Annotated in this window: 22 protein-coding genes; 12 read left to right on the top strand and 10 right to left on the bottom strand. The window is 51.9% G+C overall.

Going from position 1 to position 19,563, the window contains the following annotated elements:
* The 3 genes from ABYT30_RS06675 to bioB all read right to left on the bottom strand — a co-directional run.
* Window positions 1-605: alpha/beta fold hydrolase (locus tag ABYT30_RS06675; protein WP_373095720.1), on the bottom strand; the 605-nt coding region annotated here is incomplete at its 3' end.
* A complete protein-coding gene (gene bioF / locus ABYT30_RS06670; protein WP_373095719.1) occupies window positions 605-1,765 on the bottom strand; it encodes an 8-amino-7-oxononanoate synthase in 1,161 nt (386 codons plus the stop codon). The genes ABYT30_RS06675 and bioF, both read right to left, overlap by 1 nt.
* A gap of 24 nt (window positions 1,766-1,789) precedes the next feature.
* Complete coding sequence (gene bioB / locus ABYT30_RS06665; RefSeq protein ID WP_373095717.1) at window positions 1,790-2,848, bottom strand: biotin synthase BioB; 1,059 nt, start codon at window positions 2,846-2,848, stop codon at window positions 1,790-1,792.
* Between the two features lie 80 nt (window positions 2,849-2,928).
* Between bioB and ABYT30_RS06660 the strand changes: the two genes are divergently transcribed.
* The 7 genes from ABYT30_RS06660 to ABYT30_RS06630 all read left to right on the top strand — a co-directional run bounded on the left by ABYT30_RS06660 (window position 2,929) and on the right by ABYT30_RS06630 (window position 10,009).
* A complete protein-coding gene (locus ABYT30_RS06660) occupies window positions 2,929-3,636 on the top strand; it encodes a ComF family protein (RefSeq protein WP_373095715.1) in 708 nt (235 codons plus the stop codon).
* Window positions 3,637-3,710: 74 nt separating this feature from the next.
* Window positions 3,711-4,421 carry a molybdate ABC transporter permease subunit gene (modB, locus tag ABYT30_RS06655; RefSeq protein WP_373081202.1) on the top strand — a complete coding sequence of 237 codons (711 nt, stop codon included), beginning with the start codon at window positions 3,711-3,713 and terminating at the stop codon, window positions 4,419-4,421.
* Window positions 4,418-5,521, top strand: coding sequence for a molybdenum ABC transporter ATP-binding protein (gene modC, locus ABYT30_RS06650; RefSeq protein ID WP_373081203.1), 1,104 nt, complete (start codon window positions 4,418-4,420; stop codon window positions 5,519-5,521). Before modB ends, modC begins: the two co-directional genes overlap by 4 nt.
* Window positions 5,518-6,507 (top strand): serine/threonine protein kinase, encoded by a 990-nt coding sequence (locus ABYT30_RS06645; protein ID WP_373081205.1) that lies wholly within the window; start codon window positions 5,518-5,520, stop codon window positions 6,505-6,507. The genes modC and ABYT30_RS06645 overlap by 4 nt, the downstream gene beginning before the upstream one ends.
* Window positions 6,508-6,764: 257 nt before the next feature.
* Window positions 6,765-7,223: a (2Fe-2S)-binding protein gene (locus ABYT30_RS06640; RefSeq protein ID WP_373081207.1), complete on the top strand. Its 459-nt coding sequence runs from the start codon at window positions 6,765-6,767 to the stop codon at window positions 7,221-7,223.
* 9 nt (window positions 7,224-7,232) lie between these two features.
* The gene (locus tag ABYT30_RS06635) at window positions 7,233-9,443 is read left to right on the top strand and encodes a molybdopterin cofactor-binding domain-containing protein (RefSeq protein WP_373081209.1); all 2,211 of its coding nucleotides are present in this window, start codon (window positions 7,233-7,235) and stop codon (window positions 9,441-9,443) included.
* 14 nt (window positions 9,444-9,457) lie between these two features.
* Window positions 9,458-10,009 carry a hypothetical protein gene (locus ABYT30_RS06630; protein WP_373081210.1) on the top strand — a complete coding sequence of 184 codons (552 nt, stop codon included), beginning with the start codon at window positions 9,458-9,460 and terminating at the stop codon, window positions 10,007-10,009.
* Window positions 10,010-10,047: 38 nt separating this feature from the next.
* Here ABYT30_RS06630 and ABYT30_RS06625 read toward each other — a convergent pair whose 3' ends face one another.
* The 4 genes from ABYT30_RS06625 to ABYT30_RS06610 all read right to left on the bottom strand — a co-directional run bounded on the left by ABYT30_RS06625 (window position 10,048) and on the right by ABYT30_RS06610 (window position 13,251).
* Window positions 10,048-10,506, bottom strand: coding sequence for a GreA/GreB family elongation factor (locus tag ABYT30_RS06625; protein WP_373081212.1), 459 nt, complete (start codon window positions 10,504-10,506; stop codon window positions 10,048-10,050).
* Between the two features lie 286 nt (window positions 10,507-10,792).
* Window positions 10,793-11,554 (bottom strand): ABC transporter permease, encoded by a 762-nt coding sequence (locus ABYT30_RS06620; RefSeq protein WP_373081214.1) that lies wholly within the window; start codon window positions 11,552-11,554, stop codon window positions 10,793-10,795.
* A complete protein-coding gene (locus ABYT30_RS06615) occupies window positions 11,551-12,495 on the bottom strand; it encodes an ABC transporter ATP-binding protein (RefSeq protein WP_373081215.1) in 945 nt (314 codons plus the stop codon). The genes ABYT30_RS06620 and ABYT30_RS06615 overlap by 4 nt, the downstream gene beginning before the upstream one ends.
* A gap of 87 nt (window positions 12,496-12,582) precedes the next feature.
* Complete coding sequence (locus tag ABYT30_RS06610) at window positions 12,583-13,251, bottom strand: TetR/AcrR family transcriptional regulator (RefSeq protein WP_373081217.1); 669 nt, start codon at window positions 13,249-13,251, stop codon at window positions 12,583-12,585.
* 214 nt (window positions 13,252-13,465) lie between these two features.
* Between ABYT30_RS06610 and ABYT30_RS06605 the strand changes: the two genes are divergently transcribed.
* The gene (locus tag ABYT30_RS06605; RefSeq protein ID WP_373081219.1) at window positions 13,466-14,392 is read left to right on the top strand and encodes a hypothetical protein; all 927 of its coding nucleotides are present in this window, start codon (window positions 13,466-13,468) and stop codon (window positions 14,390-14,392) included.
* A 30-nt stretch (window positions 14,393-14,422) separates the two neighbouring features.
* On the opposite strand, the gene ABYT30_RS06600 is transcribed toward ABYT30_RS06605, so the two are convergent.
* Complete coding sequence (locus ABYT30_RS06600) at window positions 14,423-15,145, bottom strand: DapH/DapD/GlmU-related protein (RefSeq protein WP_373081221.1); 723 nt, start codon at window positions 15,143-15,145, stop codon at window positions 14,423-14,425.
* A 165-nt stretch (window positions 15,146-15,310) separates the two neighbouring features.
* Here ABYT30_RS06600 and cysE point away from each other — a divergent pair, with 165 nt between their 5' ends.
* Window positions 15,311-16,123, top strand: a complete 813-nt coding sequence (cysE, locus tag ABYT30_RS06595) for a serine O-acetyltransferase (RefSeq protein ID WP_373081237.1) — start codon at window positions 15,311-15,313, stop codon at window positions 16,121-16,123.
* 45 nt (window positions 16,124-16,168) lie between these two features.
* Here cysE and ABYT30_RS06590 read toward each other — a convergent pair whose 3' ends face one another.
* Window positions 16,169-16,963 (bottom strand): M48 family metallopeptidase, encoded by a 795-nt coding sequence (locus ABYT30_RS06590; protein WP_373081223.1) that lies wholly within the window; start codon window positions 16,961-16,963, stop codon window positions 16,169-16,171.
* Window positions 16,964-17,073: 110 nt separating this feature from the next.
* Between ABYT30_RS06590 and ABYT30_RS06585 the strand changes: the two genes are divergently transcribed.
* Together ABYT30_RS06585 and ABYT30_RS06580 are read left to right on the top strand one after the other, a co-directional pair.
* The gene (locus tag ABYT30_RS06585) at window positions 17,074-17,688 is read left to right on the top strand and encodes a DNA-3-methyladenine glycosylase I (protein ID WP_373081225.1); all 615 of its coding nucleotides are present in this window, start codon (window positions 17,074-17,076) and stop codon (window positions 17,686-17,688) included.
* Window positions 17,685-18,236, top strand: coding sequence for a DUF4136 domain-containing protein (locus ABYT30_RS06580; RefSeq protein ID WP_373081227.1), 552 nt, complete (start codon window positions 17,685-17,687; stop codon window positions 18,234-18,236). Before ABYT30_RS06585 ends, ABYT30_RS06580 begins: the two co-directional genes overlap by 4 nt.
* Window positions 18,237-18,248: 12 nt before the next feature.
* Here the strand turns inward: ABYT30_RS06580 and ABYT30_RS06575 are convergent, their stop codons facing one another.
* Window positions 18,249-18,821 carry a DUF1415 domain-containing protein gene (locus ABYT30_RS06575; RefSeq protein WP_373095713.1) on the bottom strand — a complete coding sequence of 191 codons (573 nt, stop codon included), beginning with the start codon at window positions 18,819-18,821 and terminating at the stop codon, window positions 18,249-18,251.
* A gap of 204 nt (window positions 18,822-19,025) precedes the next feature.
* Between ABYT30_RS06575 and ABYT30_RS06570 the strand changes: the two genes are divergently transcribed.
* A partial coding sequence (locus tag ABYT30_RS06570; protein ID WP_373095711.1) for an NAD/FAD-utilizing enzyme occupies window positions 19,026-19,563 on the top strand: 538 nt, incomplete at its 3' end.

Raw genomic sequence — 19,563 nt, 5'->3', positions numbered from 1 at the left:
TAAAGGCAAGGACACGTCAACTCCGCCAGCGACTGGCGATTGTCCATTGTTTTCAGACACACTAAGCCCGCCGACAAATATTCAGCCCTTGGAGCCGGTACAAGGCACTTTAGCTCCGCGCGAACTTCATCGCTACAACTGTCACCATGCAGCTGTAGCAATTCAAACCGGCGCAATGCCGCGTTCGGTTTATTAGCGACGAGCGCGGAAAAATGCTCAAAGTCCTTTGCTGGCATAGCTGCGGGCCAATCATCGTCGGCAACAAACACCGCATTGCTAGCAACACAAATCAGCGCTTGCACGCGATCAGGGAAGCGCGCAGCTAATCGTGTTGCCAGCATGCCACCCAAAGACCAGCCACAGTATATCGCCCGCGCTGGCAACACAGGCAAAATCGCGCTGATGTAATCATCTGGGCCACCGCTCGCTGCTAACCCGTCACTGCGGCCACAACCCGGCAGGTCAATGAGGGTAATGTTGAAATTCCGGCGCAAGGTGGCCAACAAAGGCCGCCAAATTGACGAATCACTGGCCCAGCCATGCAGCAAGACGAGTTCGGCGGCGTCCTTGCGATAGGCCGCTAGGTGCTCACGAAAAATGGCCATTAAACGTCAAGCGCCTCGACCAGTGCCACCAACAATTGATCAACATCAGCCTCGCTATGCCCAGCCGACAGAGTAATACGGAGGCGCGAGCTGCCAACCGGCACAGTGGGCGGGCGAATAGCCGAAACCAAAATGCCACGCTGTTCCAGCGCTGCACTTAAGGCCATTGCCCTCTGTTCATCGCCAATTAACAGGGGCTGTATTGCCGTCACCGAGTCCATTACAGGTAGTTTCAATTCAGCGGCACGCTTGCGAAAGTAGCCAATCAATTCCTGTAAATGCCTACGCCGCCACGCTTCTTCGGCAAGCAGGTCTAAACCGGCGACTGTGGCCGCCGCCACCGCGGGTGGCATCGCCGTGGTATAAATATAGGGGCGAGCAAACTGAATTAAGGTCTCAATTAGCTCCTCACTTCCCGCCACGAAGGCGCCAAAACTCCCCAGCCCTTTGCCCAGCGTGCCCATTAGCACCGGTAATTGTGCCTGATCCAGACCGAACAATTCTGCGCTACCAGCGCCATGCTCACCAAGCACACCAAAGCCGTGAGCGTCATCCGCCATCAACCAAGCACCGTATTTGCTCGCTAAGGCAGCTAGTTCATCAAGAGGGGCCATATCCCCATCCATACTGAATACTGCATCCACCACAATCAGGCGATTACCCTCGGCGGGAAGTTTTTGCAGGCGACGCTCAAGATCAGCCATATCATTGTGCTGAAAGCGCTGAAAACGCGCACCGCTCAGCAAACCAGCATCAAGCAAGGACGCATGGTTAAGACGATCTTCGAGAATATGGTCGCCCTTGCCCAGTATGGCAGTAACGGTACCGAGATTGGCCATATAGCCCGTGGAGAAAAGCAGCGCGCGATCACGGCCAGTGATTTTTGCCAAACGTTCTTCTAGGTAGTGGTGGTGAACCGAATGGCCACAAACAAGGTGCGAGGCTCCGCCCCCCACGCCAAACTGCGCGGCGGTGTCTTGCATTGCTGCAATCAACTTTGGGTGATTTGCGAGGCCGAGATAATCATTACTGCAAAACTGTAATAAGTCGCAACCAGCAACTTGCAAGCGCGGCCCTTGGGCCGACTCCAGCAACCGTCTACTGCGGTAGCGGGACTGCGCACTGCGCTCGGCGAGGCGGCGCTGTAAAACCTCATTCATCACAATGCATTACAGCGCTGCAAATCAGGCCGTTGCGTCGTAGAAAAAGCGATTATTCTCTACTTGCTGGACTGCACCTAATAGCATTTCGCTCTGCGCCTCGTCGTCTTGTTCAACATGGCGCTCTTCAGGCTTAATCCCTAAACGAGCAAACAACTCAAGATCTTTATTAGCCTTGGGATTGGGGGTGGTCAGCAGTTTTTCACCATAGAAAATTGAATTTGCACCAGCAAAATACGCTAGCGCATGCATTTCTTCGTTCATCGCCTCCCGGCCAGCGGATAAACGCACATGGGATTTTGGCATCATAATACGCGCCACAGCGATGGTCCGAATAAAGTCAAAGGGGTCCAGGTCAGCCAATTCGGCCATCGGCGTGCCTTCTACTTTAACCAACATATTGATCGGCACGCTTTCAGGCTGGACCGGTAAATTTGCCAACTGTATCAATAAACCAGCACGGTCTTTTATCGACTCGCCCATACCCACAATGCCGCCGCTGCATACCTTTATCCCTGCATCGCGAACATTTGCAAGTGTACCCAAACGGTCTTGATAGGTACGCGTGGTGATGATTTCGCCGTAGTACTCTGGCGAGGTATCAAGATTGTGGTTGTAATAATCTAGGCCTGCATCAGCCAATTCCGCCGCTTGCTCGCCGGTTAGCATACCCAAGGTCATACACGTTTCTAAGCCCATTTCCTTTACCCCCTTCACCATCGCGGTGACATAGGGCATATCTTTTTTCTTGGGCGAGCGCCACGCCGCGCCCATGCAAAAACGAGTAGTGCCTGAGGCTTTAGCTGCACGGGCTTCGGCCAACACTTTTTCGACTTCCATCAGCTTTTCGGCTTCAAGGCCAGTGTCGTAGCGATTGCTCTGGGGGCAATATTTGCAATCTTCGGGGCAGGCGCCGGTTTTAATCGACAATAAGGTACTGACTTGCACGGCATTAGGATCAAAATTAGCACGGTGCACGGTTTGCGCTTGAAACAACAAATCATTAAACGGCTGAGCAAATAAGGCCTGAACCTCTTGGCTGGTCCAGTCAGTACGAATTGTCGTTGGCGTATGTGCAGTCATGATAAAGTCCCGTTTGGGCGAAGTCGTAAAGCCTAGTATGATAAAGGCTTGGCGCAAGCTGTCAACCTGCAAGGATGCTCATGGTTAACAGATTTTATAAGCATATGATTTATAAAGCTTTTAACGGGTGCTGTATTTTATGTAAAGCCCCAAGTTTTCGCCAAATTGACCTGTGTCACCGCTGCGAAGCCGACTTACCCTGGCTAGAAGCGCACTGCGCTCGCTGCGCACTCCCCCTATCCATCCGCGATAGCTACAGCGAGTGCGGCCGCTGCCTCAGTAAGCCCCCAGTCTTTTCCCAGTGCCTGACCCCACTGCGCTACGACTTCCCGATTGATCGCCTAATTGCCGGGTTTAAACATCGCGGCCAACTTAGCTATGGTTCCGTGTTAGCAGAACTATGGCTCAACGCTGTTGGTGGTGACCTCGACGTCTTGCCCGAGCTCTTAGTCCCAGTGCCCATCCACTGGCGGCGACGCTGGCAACGCGGCTTCAACCAAGCGGCTGTGCTCGCTGACGATTGGGGAAAAGCGCTAGGCATTCCCGTTTGCCACGCCCTTGCTCACCCCCACGCCACGCCATCGCAACAAAAGCTTAGCGCCGCAATGCGCCAGAAAAATATTAAACAAGCATTCACCTTTATTCCCGGGAGCCCGATCCAAGACAAGCACATCGCCATTGTTGACGACGTGGTGACAACAACCGCGACAGCCAATACCGTGGCCGCTATACTGGCGCGCAATGGCGCCCGGCAACTTGATATCTGGTGTCTGGCGCGCACCCCCTAACTAGCAAAAAAATGGAGGCGACAAATGCACGATTTCCAATACCGCCTCCTCGATAAAGCATCAGGTACGCAAACATGAGCCATCACGATTGGCTGGCGATTTTCCTGACACTGAAATTAGCAGGACTCACAACACTCATTCTGCTGATCATCGCCACACCACTTGCATGGTGGCTGGCCAATACTCCGTGGCGCGGCAAACCCTTTATTGAGGCGCTGGTGGCGCTACCACTAGTATTGCCGCCAACGGTACTCGGCTTTTACCTCCTTATTGCCTTTGCACCCAGCTCACCTCTAGCGCAATTTTGGTTCGGCATAACAGGCGACAACCTTGCCTTTAGTTTCAGCGCCCTCGTTATTGCCTCCGTGCTCTATTCGCTACCGTTTGTGGTGCAGCCATTGCAAAGTGGCTTTCAACAGCTCCCCAAAGCGCTATTGGAGACTGCGGCGAGTCTCGGCGCCACCAGCCTCGACCGCTTTACGAGTATTGTGGTGCCCCTATGCCGCAGCAATTTTCTCGTCGCCATAACCTTGGGCTTCGCCCACACCGTGGGTGAGTTTGGCGTAGTACTCATGATTGGCGGCAATATTCCCGGCCGCACCCAGGTCTTGTCCATCGCACTCTACGACCGAGTCGAATCACTGCAATACAGTGCAGCTCACTGGCTCGCCGGTGGACTGATCGCCTTTTCCTTTATTGTACTCTGTGCAGTCTATCGCCTGAATCGCACGCCCGGCATAGCGATAGCGCTTAGCGGCAACGCCTCAACAAAGGCACGGGCATGAGCTTACTGCTATCTCTGCATCTTCAACGCGACGAATTCAGGCTCGATATTGATACTGCAATACCAGGCACTGGGATTACGGCCATTTGCGGCCCAAGCGGCAGCGGCAAAACCAGCTTGCTGCGCTGCATCGCAGGCCTAGATCGCGCCCCCACTGGCATGGTGCAATTTTCCGGGACCGACTGGCAAACCGAAGCGCATTTTTTACGCTGTGAAAAACGCGGCATAGGGCTGGTATTTCAAGATGCCCAATTATTCCCCCACCTCAGCGTTACCGCCAATTTACGCTACGCCCAAAAGCGCCAGTTTCGCTCAGCGGGACCGAGTTTTGCGGAGATCTGCGACTGGTTGCAAATTCAGCCCCTACTAAATCGAGGCGTTAACAAACTCTCAGGTGGCGAACGCAAGCGGGTCGCTATTGCCCGCGCTCTGCTACGCCACCCCCAATTACTATTAATGGACGAACCTTTAGCTGGACTTCATGATGCCGCCAGAGACCAGATGATGGATGTGCTACAAACGCTGCCACAGCACCTTAATTTACCCATTATTTATGTCAGTCACAGCTTTCACGAAGTCAGCCGCCTCGCCGACCATGTACTCTTATTGGAAAATGGCCAACTTATTGCCGAAGGCGGCTTGGTCGAACTAAGTAGCCGTTTAGATTTACCACTCAGTCGCCAGCAGGATGCAGGCGCCGTATTGATTGCCAGCGTCTACAGCCATGATCAAGAATATCAGCTAAGCACCCTGCGGCTAGATGCAAACCACCAGCTCAGTATTAACCAAATCCCCGCTGCACCAGGTCGGCAACTTAGACTTTTTGTTGCCGCTCGGGATATCAGCATCAGCCTTGAAGCCCCACGGCAAAGCAGCATTTTGAATATTCTAAGCTGTACCATCGATACCCTCGACGGCGATACCGCCCAGCACAACGCCATGAACCCCCAAGTCACTGTGCGCCTAAGTGTGGGCGATCAGTATTTGCTGGCCCGTATCACCCGAAAATCCCGAGACCGTTTAAATTTGCAAGTAGGCCAACAGGTATTCGCGCAAATTAAAACCGTCGCCCTCGTAAATGAATATGGAGTCGCATCATGAGCGAGACCGAACAACAAGATTTTGCTGAACTTAACCCGGACCGCGTTATCGACGCCGTCGAAAGCCTAGGCTTCATCAGCGATCTTCGAGTATTTGCCCTAAACAGCTATGAAAACAGGGTTTACCAATTCGGCCTAGAAGACAAAGAGCCGCTGGTGGTGAAGTTTTACCGTCCCGAGCGCTGGAGCGACGAGCAAATTTTAGAAGAGCACCAATTCACCCAACAGCTGTTTGAAACCGATATACCGGTGATTGCTCCGTGGCGGGACGACGCTGGCACAAGTTTATTTACCTTTGAGGGCTATCGCTTCGCCCTCTACCCCCGTCGCGGCGGCCACGCACCCGCGCTAGATGATATGGACAACCTCTTCCAGCTAGGGCGCCTAATTGGTCGCCTTCACTTGGTGGGCGCCAGCGCACCGTTTCAGTATCGCCCAACGCTCGACACCAGGAGCTTTGGCGACGATAGCCGCAGTTTCATCCTCAACGGTGTCATCCCAAGCAATCTAAGTGATGCCTACGGCAGCCTTAGCGCGGATCTATTGAAACGAGTCCACCAACGCTTTGCCGACGTTTCGCCGACTTATATTCGCACCCATGGCGACGGTCACGTTGGCAACATACTCTCTCGCAATGGTGAAACCTGGCTGGTCGACTTTGACGACAGCCGCATGGCGCCCGCCATTCAGGATTTGTGGATGTTTCTCTCCGGCGAAACTGACGCCCAGCAACGCGCTATTATGGAATTAGTCGAAGGCTACAATGAATTTTACGATTTCAATCCTAAGGAACTTAGCCTAATCGAAGCCCTACGCAGCCTGCGCATAATGCATCACGCAGCTTGGCTCGCGCGCCGCTGGCAAGACCCAGCCTTCCCCAAGGCTTTTCCTTGGTTTAATACTGAGCGTTACTGGGGCGAACACATTCTTCAATTACGCGAGCAACTCGCATTAATGCAGGAAGCCCCGCTGAGGCTGCCTTACTAAGCGCACTTAGGGAATGAAAATTAAAACCGCATCACACTGATCCACAATCAGTGTTTACACGTACAACATGGGTTGGTATTTTCAACGGTACAAATAAGCACTGCCGTTAGAGTAGTGTGGCATAAAACCGGATAAAGCCTGTTGACGAACAAAGCTGACCCCCATTGGGCTCGAAGCGACGAACCACACAGCGCTAGACAATTGCAATAAAATGATCAGCTCGAATCCGCTCGGCGGAAAGAAGTAGGAGTGAATGCATGCTTACAATCCAAGTGAACGGGGTAGCCCACACCGTCGACGCCCCCGAGGACAAGCCTCTGCTGTGGGTCTTGCGTGAAAATCTCAAACTCACCGGCAGCAAATACGGTTGCGGACAAGCCCTGTGTGGCGCCTGCACCGTGCATATCGACGGCCAACCCACGCGCTCCTGCGTCATGCCGGTCGGCGCAGTTGGCAATAAAGCTGTGCGCACCGTTGAAGATATTCGCAATGAGCATATTGGCAGCCTTGTACAAAACGCTTGGCAAGAGCTGAATGTGCCGCAATGCGGCTACTGCCAGTCCGGTCAAATTATGGCCGCGACCGCCTTACTTAAAAGTAATTCGGCCCCCAGCGACCAAGACATTGATCGCGCTATGTCAGGCAACATCTGCCGCTGCGGCACCTACCCACGCATTCGTAAGGCGATTCACAAAATCGCCAGCGAACAACTATAGGAGCCGACGATGACGCACTCTGGTTTTAGCCGACGAGATTTCCTTCGAGTCAGCGTTTTGGCGGGCGGTGGTTTACTGGTTGCCTGCGGCGGCTCGTCTAGCAAACGCCCAGCAACGACGCCGGGCAACAATAACGGTACGCCACCCGCCACACCCGCCGAAGAATTCATTCTCGGCGAATTTATGCGTATCGGCACTGATAACCGTATAACGGTGCTAGTCGGCGCGACCGAAATCGGCCAGGGCGCCCTCACTGCAATCCCCATGATTGTTGCTGAAGAACTGGATGCCGACTGGAGCCTAGTAAGCGCTGAACAATCGCCGGTCGCCGCCAACTTTAATAACCCCTACTTTCAAAGTACTCTACAATTTACCGTCGCCAGCTCCAGTATTCGCGGCTATTTTGAGCCCCAGCGCAGTATCGGCGCAGCAGTTCGACAAATGCTCATTAACGCCGCTGCCAAACGCTGGGCGGTCGACCCGAGCACACTGCGCACCGAAGCGAGCTATGTCATCGACGATATAGGCGGCCGTAGCGCCAGTTACGGCGACCTTTCTAGCGCCGCAGCCGAAGAGGATGTGCCAAGCAACCCTACCCTAAAAGACCCGGCCAGTTACCGTATCATTGGCACCTCACGTCAGCGCACTGACGCCAGCGCCAAAACTGACGGCAGCTTTCAATATGGTATGGATGTCGACATTCCCGGCATGCTCACTGCACTTATTGCTCGGCCACCGCGCTTTAACGGTCAAGCCCTCAGTGTTGACGACAACGCCGCGTTAGCCGTGCCTGGCGTTCGCAGTGTGCACACTATTCCCGGTGGTGTGGCGGTGGTCGCCGACGACTTTTGGTCCGCGCAGCAAGGCCGCAAAGCGCTACAAGTCAGCTGGAATGAATTACTGGCTGGCCGAACCGATTCGGCCAGCCAGCGCGACGAGTACAATCTTCGCCTGAACCTACCCGGTTTACCGATCCGCACCGACGGCTCCACGCTTTTAGCGCAGGCACAAGCCAGCGAAACCCTGAGCGCTGATTATTACTTCCCATTTATGGCCCACGCCGCCATGGAACCCCTCAACGTCGTCGTGGATTACGATGGCAGTAGCGCCGAAATCTGGACTGGTACGCAATCAGCCACCCTCGACAAGCTCTTTGCCTCACAAGTACTCGGCCTGCTACCCGACCAAATCAACTTCCATATGATGCCCTCGGGTGGCGGCTTTGGCCGACGCGGCAACCCGCTTGCTGATTATGTTCGCGATGCCTGCGCGGTTGCGAAAGCGCTGCAACTGCCCGTGAAGGTTATTTGGACTAGAGAAGACGATATGAAAGGCGGCTACTACCGGCCCGCAGCGGCAGTTCGGGTATCTGCGTCATTAAACAGTGCGGATAATGTCATCGCGTGGACCCACCGCGCCGTGACGCAAGACGTAACGGGCTCACTGTATATCGAAAATGCTTTAGACGCCTTTCACGACATGGAATTACCGCCGCTAGCAGAGCTCACTGACTTCGAATCCGGGATGCCCTACAAAATCGACAATGTGCTCATGGATGCTCATCTTACGATTCTCCCAGCGATGCCATCGCTGTGGATGCGCTCGGTAAATAAATTCACCGATGTTTTTGCCCAAGAGACTTTTATCGACGAATTGGCGCTGCGGGTCGGCAAGAACCCCTACGCATTCCGGCGCGAGCTACTCAGTGAGAAGCCGCGCCACCGCGCCGTGCTCGACGCAGTCGCTCAAGCCGCCAACTGGGGCCAAACCACCTCTGGCAGAAAAAAGGGCATCGCCGTCATGGGGCATTGGAACAGTTTTATTGCCCAAGTGGTCGAGGTCTCCGTGTCCGCCAACCGTGAATTAACCGTGCACCGAGTCGTCAGTGCGGTGGATTGCGGCACAGCCGTCAACCCCGACTTAGTCATCGCTCAAGTCGAATCAGCGGTTATCTTTGCACTGTCGAGCGTCCTGTTCGGGGAGATTTTACTAGAAGACGGTGTGGTGCAGCAGAGCAACTTCGATGACTACCCGGTATTGCGGATGCATCAAACGCCGATTATTGAGACGGTTATAGTCAACAGCGGCAATCCCGTCGGCGGCGTGGGCGAAATCGGCGTGCCCTGTGTCGGCCCCGCGCTCGCCAATGCTATTTTCGCCGCCAGCGGCGAACGTATTCGCGAACTGCCCTTGCGCCGCCTCAATTTTAAAATCGCCTAAGCTCGGAGCTGACAATGACATCGAATTCTAAGAAAAGCCCCGCCCCTGTGGGAATGCTAAGCCTATTGCTATTTACATGCCTACTCAGCTCGGGCGCCATTGCGCAATCACCGTTATTTCAACCGCTGTTTGACGTGCTCACCCACCCGCGCTGCTTAAATTGTCACACCAAAACCGAATTTCCCCGGCAAGGGGACGAGCGCCGCCGTCACGATCAACTTGTGGTGCGCGGTGAAGACAATCACGGCGCGCCCACCTTGCAATGCGCGGCCTGCCACCAAGATTCAAATGTGGCAGATGACGAGGTACCTGGCGCGCCACACTGGGGCCTTGCACCGCTGAGCATGGCTTGGGAGGATCTAAGCCCTAGCCAGCTCTGCGCGGCACTGAAAGACACAAGCAAAAATGGCAATCGCAGCCTAGAGGATTTGTTTCGGCACATGACCGAGGACGACTTGGTGTTATGGGCGTGGAATCCAGGAAAAAACCGCAGCACACCGCCATTGAGCGAAACTGAGTTTGCTGAAAAATTACGGGTATGGGTGAATGCGGGTGGGCCTTGCTAACCCCCTTCCTTGGGGTCATTACGCACTTTTAGTGCTGATTACGCACCGGAACTGAGTTTACGGTTTTGAGGCTGGCTCACGCCAACTATATCTAAGACACGGCTTTTACCATTCAATAAAGGCCAATGAATTCGTTTCCCTGTTCGCAGACCAATTAAGGCGCAGCCTACAGGGGAAAGAATCGACACTTTTCGTTTGGTCAAATCCGCCTGCCAGGGCAACACTAAAGTAACTTTACTCTCTTTGCTCAGTTCGGGGTCAAAAAAATCCACTGTGGCATTTAACGACACCACATTATCTGGAAAGCCCTCATCGGCAAGTACTTTTGCCTTGCTCATACCCGCAGCCAAAGCTTCAGTCGCTTCAGATCTATTGCGTTTTATAAATTCAGTTAACGACAGATAATCTGACTCTTTTATCAATAAGTACTCATCATTTAACGTAGTCAACACTCTTCTCTCCATGCGTAGAACCGACAGCGTGCCTAAGGAATTCAAAGCATCCTGTCCTGCTCTAAGTTTATTAGCGTGGTTAATCAAGCAACTAAGCAAGCTCCGTTGCTCGGAAAGAGAAAGACTGGCCCCAACAAATTAGGCAGCCTGTCTGCGATTAAAGTTATAAAAATTACTTTTGCCATATCGTTTTTATTATTCATGGCGGTCACATTAGCATGTCTTCATACAAAAACAAGTTTACAAACTTGCGCTTGTTCAAACATTTAGCAAAAGCGACGGTAAACTTATGTCAATAGGCTGCCAATGCTCACCACTTGGCGTATCGAAATTAACTTTTTAATCTATAGCCGGTTCTAAACATCCAAGAAATTAGTGCCAAACATCCCGCCATAAACAATAAAATCATGGCAACACTCACACCGACATTAACATCGGCAACATCGTAAAAGCTCCAGCGAAACGCGCTGATCAAATACACAACGGGGTTTGCCAAGGTAATCGTCTGCCATAGTGGCGGCAACATGGTAATAGAATAAAAGCTGCCGCCAAGAAAGGTCAGCGGTGTCACAATCAACATCGGTATGATTTGTAGTTTTTCAAAACCATCGGCCCAAATACCGATAATAAAACCAAATAAACTAAAGGTAACGGCAGTTAACAAAAGAAAGGTAACCATCCACACTGGGTGAGCAATATGGTAATCGACAAATAAGCGCGCAGTGATGAGGATAATGACGCCGAGAATCACTGACTTCGTCGCGGCGGCGCCCACGTAGCCCAGCAAGATCTCACGCATAGAAATGGGTGCAGACAATATTTCATATATCGTGCCATTGTATTTAGGGAAGTAAATACCAAAAGAAGCGTTGGAAATGCTCTCGGTTAATAAGGCCAACATAATTAAACCGGGAATGATGAAGGCACCGTAGCTCACCCCGCCAATTTCGACCATGCGCGAGCCAATCGCCGAGCCAAACACCACAAAATAAAGCGATGTCGAAATAACCGGCGATGCAATACTCTGCATCAAAGTGCGCCATGTACGACCCAACTCAAACTTATAAATAGCGCGAATTGCATAAATATTCATGATTTGAGCTCCGCTTGTTGTGGCGCGGACACCAGGCTGACGAAAATCTCCTCAAGGGAGCGTTGCCGCGACTGCAGGTCTCGGTAATCGATGCCATGGGCATCAAGGCGCCGAAATAAATCGGCGATGCCGGTGTGTTCACTCTGGGTGTCAAAATGGTAGATTAACTCCATTCCCTCGCTACCAAGACTAAGAGGGTAGGATTGTAGCTCCAGTGGCAACACTGCCAAAGGTTTTTGCAATTGCAGGCGCAGCTGCTTCTGGCCGAGCTTATCCATAAGCGCCAACTTGTCCTCAACCAAAATTATTTCGCCCTTATTGATCACCCCAATGCGGTCTGCCATTTCTTCCGCTTCCTCAATATAATGGGTGGTCAAAATAATCGTCACGCCCCGCTCCCGCAGGCCCCGCACCATATCCCACATATCCCGTCGCAGCTCGACGTCGACCCCAGCGGTGGGTTCATCAAGAAATAGAATTTCCGGCTCGTGAGACAGTGCCTTAGCAATCATTACTCGTCGCTTCATACCACCTGACAAGGACATGATCCGCGAATCTTTTTTATCCCACAGCGAGAGTTGCCTCAGAATTTGTTCGATATACGCCGGATTGGGCGGTTTGCCAAACAAACCGCGGCTAAATCTAACCGTTGCCAGCACACTTTCAAAACCATCGGTACAGAGCTCCTGAGGTACCAAGCCAATCTTACTGCGCGCGGCACGAAAGTCGCGCACAATATCGCTACCATCAGCACTAATGGTTCCACTACTTGGATTTACAATGCCGCAGATAATACTAATTAAAGTAGTTTTACCTGCGCCATTAGGGCCAAGCAGCGCGAAAATTTCGCCGCGCCGAATATCAAGACTGACATTATTAAGGGCTTGAAAACCCCCAGTATAGATTTTATTCAGATTAGAAACGCTGATAATGGCCGACACGCAAACTCCTAGTAGGTGACCGAATTAATCGCTGAGAAGTGTTAACCATGCCACAGCTCCAGGCAAGGTTTGTTATCGGTTCGCGACTTAGACGCCCTGCAATTGCCGCCAAAACATATTGGCCGCAGAGTCACTCATCGCGGCTACCGCCGCGGAATCCAAATAAATGCCATCAATGAGCAATCGGCTCATACCGTGCAGGGTTGACCAACTCACTTGAGCATAGCGCAATGGATCAACCGCAGCGGCCGCCAAGCGTGATTGCTGCCAGTGACGAATTTGATCGACGTAAATTTTAAACGAGGCATAGGCCTCCGCTTTCAAGGACGCCGTCAGCTGCTGCGACTTCCACAAGTGACCGCCGAACATGAGATCGTAATACTCGGCATTGTTCACTGCGAAATTAATATAGCGGCTTATAAATTGGCGAATTGCGGCTTCATCTAGCACATCAACGTGAGTCGTCGCCTCAGCAGGCCCTCCCCCCGCCGTCACAATTGCACGAAAGCGCCTAAAACCTTCCTCAGCAACAGCACACAATAACGCCTGCTTATCATTGAAGTGATGGTATGGCGCCGTTCTAGAGACTCCGACCGCTTGGGCGAGCTTGCGCATGGACAGCGCCGCCTCGCCCTCGTCTCGAATTAATTTTGCGGCTGCATCAAGCAGTTGTCGGCGCAGATCACCGTGGTGATAAGGCTTGCTCTCGCCAACAGGGAGGGGCACGCTGCTATTTTCGATTTCAAGTTTTGCCATGGCCGCAATCTACCAAGCCAACTTGACGCTGTCTATATTGCTTTTAGGAATGGAAATACATCTCAGCCCTATTGCCACACCGCCGTCATCATTAAAGCGATAAAATACTCCGCGTAACTCGCCCTCGGCCATTCTGGATAGCCGTCGGGAACGATACACTAATATTGCACTCCATAATGGATTGCCACTCGCGCGCCCTCCAAACAGGAAGATTATGAGCAAGGTCAAAATTAGCGCACTCATAGCGTTGCTGTGTGCATCTATCACAATGGCTGTACCGCTGAGCTTTGCCGCGCCGGAAAAGCCTCGCGCAGACCTACGTATTGAGCTGAATACCCCCCTGTTGACGGAAATGAGTGGCATAGTCGCCAGCCCCCATCACAAAAATCGTTATTGGGCACACAATGACAGCGGCGACAGCCCCCGCCTATTTGCATTTGACGAGCAGGGCAAACTCCTGACCGAACTGAAGGTAAAAGGCGCCGGGGCGTTTGATTGGGAAGATATCGACGGCTTTAGCGATACCACAGGCAGCTATCTACTTATCGCCGACATCGGCGATAACATGGCGTTTAGACCATTTACGGACGTGTATTTAATCGCCGAGCCGACTGCGCTGACGTCACCGAAAACGGAAACTAACGTTCTTCGCCACTACATGTTAATTAACGAAGATGGCCCCCGCGACGCCGAGGCTCTTGCAGTGGATAGTCGCGAGCGTTTTGTTTATATACTGAGCAAACGCGACATCCATCCTCGTCTTTATCGATTTTCCTTAGATGCCCTCGCTGGCCAGCCCGTCCCAGTCAATTTTCTGGGCGAGGTTCGCAGCATACCAAGTACCGAAAAGCATCAAGCCCAGGGCGCTGGGCGAATCACGCGATTCTCCCCCACCGCGATGGCCTTTAGTCCAGCGGGTGATGCGGCGATTATTGTCACCTCGGGTAAAACCTATTTCTTTCCGCGAAAACCAAATCAAACGTGGCTGCAAGCGCTAAATAAAACGCCTATCACCGTCGATGTTAAGCGTATGCCACAAATTGAAGCTGGCACATTTAGCCGCGATGGCAAGCAGCTCTTGATAGGGTCAGAGGGCTCGCCGGCACAAATTGAAATTATCGCCAGCCCCAAAGTTCACTAATCGGCTGACGATATTGACATAAGTCACCCCCTAATCATTAATACTTGGCTTCAGCAATATCCTCAACCAACGGAAGAAGCCATTTTTCTGCAGCACCATTTTATCTACGCCATCAAAAAACAGTGCTTGTCCGGCTGGGTCTGCAAAATAATCGGCGCGGGTTCGCATTGGCCGTGTCACGTCCAACTCTTTAACCACCACAGCAGGGTTACCCGCTACTACTACATTAGCTGGCACATCGCGACTAACCACCGCACAGGCCGCCACGACGCTATTCTCGCCGATTGTCACGCCCTTAAGTACTGTGCTGCGGTCACCAAGCCAGACATTATTGCCAATACGAACGGGGCTTACGTCGGTGCTTCGGCTGGCACGGTCATACATTTGATGCCAATCGCTATCGGTTATATACACGCCATTGGCGATCATCACACTGTCACCAATAGTGATTTCGTTCGCCGCTGAGATTCGGGTTCCCGGGCTAATCAGCACATAGTCACCGATTTTAATCCGGCCACTGTGCTCATCATTGCCCCACACGCCAATTTTTACTCGGTTTTCCGGCTCGCCGATCACAGTGGCGCAGTGGCCAATTTCAATGTTTGGCCCAGAAATCGAGATATACCAAGGTTTCATGAATGTGGGGTAATCCCCCAAAAAATCACAGGCGGGCTTAAGAAAATGCTGGGTATACCAGCCGCGAAAACGCAGATAACTTTTCTTTACCCAATAGGGTCGTTGATCTTGTCGCATAGTCAGCCCATTAATTGAAATCAAGCTAGTGTCGCAAGCACACAGCCGACGGGCAATGCTTGTAAGATTACCAATGCATGAAGATATCGCGCCAGCGCCACACCAGCATTACAGATGAGCCACGCCACGCTATACTTTGGCCCCATTTTCGATACACTATTAACCATGACTATTCGCACCGCAAAGAAAACTGACAAGCTCGACCCCGTATGGCAAACCATCCGCAAGGAAACCGCCTGCGAGGTTGAACGCGAACCCGTGTTGGCCAGTTTTCTACACGCCACCATCCTCAACCACGACACCTTGGAAACTGCCCTCAGTTTTCATTTGGCACACAGCCTCGCCAGCCCCGCGGCGTCTGCTCTGCTGGTGAGAGAGGTGATTGAAAAAGCATTTAGTAGCGACACAACTATTGGCGCCGCCATACGCGCCGATATCTGCGCCGTGTTCGAGCGAGATTCGGCCTGTTCAAGCTTGTCGATACCCTTTTTATATTTTAAGGGCTTCCACGCATTGCAGTCCTACCGTATTGCTCATTCACTTTGGCTGCAGGGCCGAACCTCTTTGGCTCTTTATTTTCAAAACCGGATATCCTGCGAGTTTGGTGTAGACATCCACCCCGCCGCCAAAATCGGCAGAGGAATTTTAATGGATCACGCCACCGGTATCGTCATCGGAGAAACGGCGGTGGTAGGCAATAATGTCTCGATTATGCAGTCGGTAACCCTCGGCGGCACCGGCAAAGAGGAGGGTGATCGCCACCCCAAGGTCGCAGACGGCGTATTGCTAAGCGCTGGCGCTAAAATACTTGGTAATATTCATATTGGTGAGGGCGCCCAAGTAATGGCTGGCAGCGTCGTCTTACGGGATGTGCCACCGCACACGGTAGTAGCAGGCGTACCCGCCAAAGTCATTGGCAAACCCGATTGTCAGGCGCCAGCGCTTTCAATGAATCACCGCGCCTGTTGCGACGAGTAGCTGCGACGAATCGAGTGCTGATCGTCGCAGATCTCGCATTACGACTTAACGCTTACACACCGGCTTAATACCCCGCGCTTGCGCTTGCTGGTATAGCGGCGTCGCCGTAGCCAACTGGCGCTGCAAATCTTTAATCCGCGACGCATGCGACGGATGGGTGGACATAAACTCGGGGGGCTGACCGCCGCTAACCGCGCTCATATTTTGCCACAAGCTGACACTCGCCTCTGGGTTAAACCCAGACTTGGCCATTAGATCCAAACCAACAATATCCGCTTCCGACTCTTGCGCGCGACCATAGGGTAGGACAACGCCATATTGGGTGCCCAAACCGAGCAAGCCCATAACAGTCTCTTTACCAGCACCCTCGCCCAGCAGCACCCCAACCAACTGAGTACCCGTACCAGCAACACTTTGTACTGACATTCGCTCGGCACTGTGATGAGCTAATACGTGGCCGACTTCGTGACCTATCACCGTCGCGAGTTGATCAGCATTTTTTGCCACGGCAAAAATGCCGGTGTGCACGCCAATTTTTTTGCCGGGCAAAGCAAAGGCATTCGCCGACGCTTCTTCAAAGACAACAACCTCCCAGCTACCCCGCCACTCTGACGGCAAGCTAGCCGTGATCGCGTCAGCAATACAACTTACATAGCGATTGGTGGCGCCGTCTTTATTGATCGTCATCTTCTTTTTCATTTCGTCAAACGCAGCGCCACCCATCTGTGACATTTCGCCATCAGAAAATAACAGCACCTGACGGCGCCCTGTCGGCGACTCTGCACAAGCCACGAGACCCGCCGCCAAAGCCAAGGCCAAAACCGACTTAAATATTTTCATAAATCTCCCCGTTAGCGTTAAAGTAGACCAGAATATCGACGGCCATTATGGCACAGCCGCCTGTTCTATGAGTGCTGTAGCCAGCCATAATTCAAAAAGGAGTCTGAACGTTGTCAGAACTTTGTGGCTGGTGCACCAGCGACCCCCAGTATATTGATTATCACAATACCGAATGGGGCGTACCCTGTGACGACGATGCAGTCCATTTCGAATTTCTCATTTTAGAAGCGGCCCAAGCCGGCTTAAGTTGGCTCACGGTATTACGCAAACGCGAGGGCTACCGAAAAGCATTCGCTAATTTCAATCCCCGCAAAGTCGCTAAATTCGACGACACCATGGTCGAAATTTTAAAAACCAATCCCGACATTGTCCGTAATCGCTTAAAAATCGAAAGCGCCATTAGCAACGCAAAGCTATTCCTAGAAATACAAAAGGAGTACGGCAGCTTTGCGCGCTATATGTGGTCTTATTTCGATGACGCGCCGCAACAAAATCACTGGCGTAAGTTAAGTGAAGTGCCCGCAACAAGCATGCAATCAGATCAAATTAGCAAGGATTTAAAAAAGCGTGGCTTTCGATTTTTTGGCAGCACAATTTGTTATGCCAATTTGCAGGCACTGGGCTTTGTTAATGATCACCTGCTAAGCTGTCCAAGACACGCCACCTGCGCCGAACTGGGTAAAAATTTCCGACCGCATTGGCAATTAAAGGGTAAGACATTATGAAAACCGCCAGCGCACTAATACTATGCATCACCACCTTGCTGGCCGCTTGCAGCTCGACTAAGGTCGTCACAGACTATAATCCTAGCGCTGACTTTGGTCGTTACCAGCGCTACATCTGGTCGGAAAATAGCGGCGCCGACAAAGGCATTTCACCCTTTATTATCGACAATACTAAAACAGCCCTAGAATCTCAGCTAAACACCCGGTCATTCCGCCCAGCGCAGAAGCAGCAAAATGCCGACTTTATTGTTAAATACTATTTAGCGGAAGCCGCAGATACCATTGATCGCGGTCCTCGGCTAGGCTTGGGCTTTGGCAGCTTTGGCGGTAATTTCGGCGTCAGTAGCTCAGTTGGTGTACCCCTAGGCAAAGACACCATTAACCGCAATGTACAAATCATTATTGATTTCTTAAACCCTACCGACATGAAGTTAAGTTGGCGCGGGTCTCTTGTCATTGAGCTGCATAATAGCGATCCCAAGGCGAATAACGCGATGATACTGCAGGCCGTCACTGAAATATTGGCCCAGTTTCCTCCAGGGCGTTAATCATGTTGGCAATCATTTAAAGCAATACGGAAATAAGTGTTTAAGTTTGCCACGATCCATATCACTAAATAATTCTATATTGCGTTCTGGGATTGCATCGGGATCAGGGTATGAAGCCAATACCGCCTCTAAACTAGCTTCTCGCAGCAGGTGAAAAATAGGATAGGGCGCACGATTCGTGAAGTTCTCAGCATCATCTTTATCGGTTTCAGCAAACTGGTACTGCGGGTGAAAACTCGCAATTTGTATTACTCCTTCCCAGTCCCCCTCCACCAGCATTGCATCAGCAATATCAAGGAAGTCGTTATAATCATAAAAATCTGCCAACATATGCGGCACAACCAGCAAACTAGTCTCTAAAGTCTCGACCGGAGTCTCCTCTAGGCGACAGAGCGCAAGATGTAAGTCCCCAGCTAATTCCTCAGGGCTTTGTGCTGAACTGATATCTACACGCACTCGAGCTTCCTGCAGAGGTTTTGCGGCAAAGGGACACAATCCTAGCCCAACAACCACACGCTCAAGCCACAAGCTTACGGCTGCCTCAACAGTCTTTTTAGCGTCATTTTCCGCACTAATCACAGCCATTTCACTCCCAAAACCAAACCGCCAATAGATTTTAAAGAAATCACAGCGCTGCGGCTTAGACAAAAATACAATAATAATGCGCTATTTAGCGCGGGGCAGGCAGCGCCGACACTGCTAGACTAAAGCAGACGATTGTAGCAGCAATGGCCGCATTCTCTTAAGACCAGTGCTACTGCATACGCTAGCTACGGTTAGGAGCATAATATGAAACGCTATTTTTTTCTGGCTGATAATCTCGACAAACTCGAAACAGTGGAACACGACCTCGAGGCCAACGGAATATCCACTCCGCAAATTCATGTTTTAAGCAATGACGATCGCGGCGTGACGCTGCGAAAGCTCAATGATGTTGAAGCAGTGTTGCGCAAAGATGTCGTCCACTCGATGGAGCGTGGCGCCCTGATTGGCGCAGCGGCGGCGGCAGTGGTACTCGCAGTCGGCCATTACTCCGGTGCAACAGAAACAGCTGCCGGCTGGACGCCCTTCGTGTTTCTCGCCATTGTTGTCTTGGGCTTTTTCACTTGGGAAGGCGGACTATTTGGTATTCAAGAACCCCACCACGAGTTCAAACGCTTTCAGGCAGATTTAGACAATGGGCGCCACTTACTGATCATTGATATCAATGAAAAAGATCACGGCATACTCAACCGTGTGACTGCTCACTACCCAGAGCTCGAGTTCTCTGGAACGTGCAATGGTGCGCCGCAGTGGTATATCACTATGCAAAACAAGTGGAAAAACT

The organism is Zhongshania sp. (genome assembly GCF_041623545.1).
Lineage (GTDB): Bacteria > Pseudomonadota > Gammaproteobacteria > Pseudomonadales > Spongiibacteraceae > Spongiibacter.
The sequence above is the reverse complement of the archived record's forward strand: the minus strand, read 5'-3'. Positions and strand labels throughout refer to the sequence as shown.

Bases quoted from the DNA above. Each gene is read 5' to 3' on its own strand.
- ABYT30_RS06645 (WP_373081205.1), top strand. From the start codon at position 5,518: ATGAGCGAGACCGAACAACAAGATTTTGCTGAACTTAACCCGGACCGC.
- ABYT30_RS06620 (WP_373081214.1), bottom strand. From the start codon at position 11,554: ATGAATATTTATGCAATTCGCGCTATTTATAAGTTTGAGTTGGGTCGT.
- ABYT30_RS06610 (WP_373081217.1), bottom strand. From the start codon at position 13,251: ATGGCAAAACTTGAAATCGAAAATAGCAGCGTGCCCCTCCCTGTTGGC.
- cysE (WP_373081237.1), top strand. From the start codon at position 15,311: ATGACTATTCGCACCGCAAAGAAAACTGACAAGCTCGACCCCGTATGG.
- ABYT30_RS06580 (WP_373081227.1), top strand. From the start codon at position 17,685: ATGAAAACCGCCAGCGCACTAATACTATGCATCACCACCTTGCTGGCC.
- ABYT30_RS06600 (WP_373081221.1), bottom strand. From the start codon at position 15,145: ATGCGACAAGATCAACGACCCTATTGGGTAAAGAAAAGTTATCTGCGT.
- ABYT30_RS06635 (WP_373081209.1), top strand. From the start codon at position 7,233: ATGACGCACTCTGGTTTTAGCCGACGAGATTTCCTTCGAGTCAGCGTT.
- ABYT30_RS06630 (WP_373081210.1), top strand. From the start codon at position 9,458: ATGACATCGAATTCTAAGAAAAGCCCCGCCCCTGTGGGAATGCTAAGC.
- modB (WP_373081202.1), top strand. From the start codon at position 3,711: ATGAGCCATCACGATTGGCTGGCGATTTTCCTGACACTGAAATTAGCA.
- ABYT30_RS06660 (WP_373095715.1), top strand. From the start codon at position 2,929: ATGGTTAACAGATTTTATAAGCATATGATTTATAAAGCTTTTAACGGG.
- bioB (WP_373095717.1), bottom strand. From the start codon at position 2,848: ATGACTGCACATACGCCAACGACAATTCGTACTGACTGGACCAGCCAA.
- ABYT30_RS06590 (WP_373081223.1), bottom strand. From the start codon at position 16,963: ATGAAAATATTTAAGTCGGTTTTGGCCTTGGCTTTGGCGGCGGGTCTC.
- ABYT30_RS06575 (WP_373095713.1), bottom strand. From the start codon at position 18,821: ATGGCTGTGATTAGTGCGGAAAATGACGCTAAAAAGACTGTTGAGGCA.
- ABYT30_RS06605 (WP_373081219.1), top strand. From the start codon at position 13,466: ATGAGCAAGGTCAAAATTAGCGCACTCATAGCGTTGCTGTGTGCATCT.
- bioF (WP_373095719.1), bottom strand. From the start codon at position 1,765: ATGAATGAGGTTTTACAGCGCCGCCTCGCCGAGCGCAGTGCGCAGTCC.
- ABYT30_RS06640 (WP_373081207.1), top strand. From the start codon at position 6,765: ATGCTTACAATCCAAGTGAACGGGGTAGCCCACACCGTCGACGCCCCC.
- modC (WP_373081203.1), top strand. From the start codon at position 4,418: ATGAGCTTACTGCTATCTCTGCATCTTCAACGCGACGAATTCAGGCTC.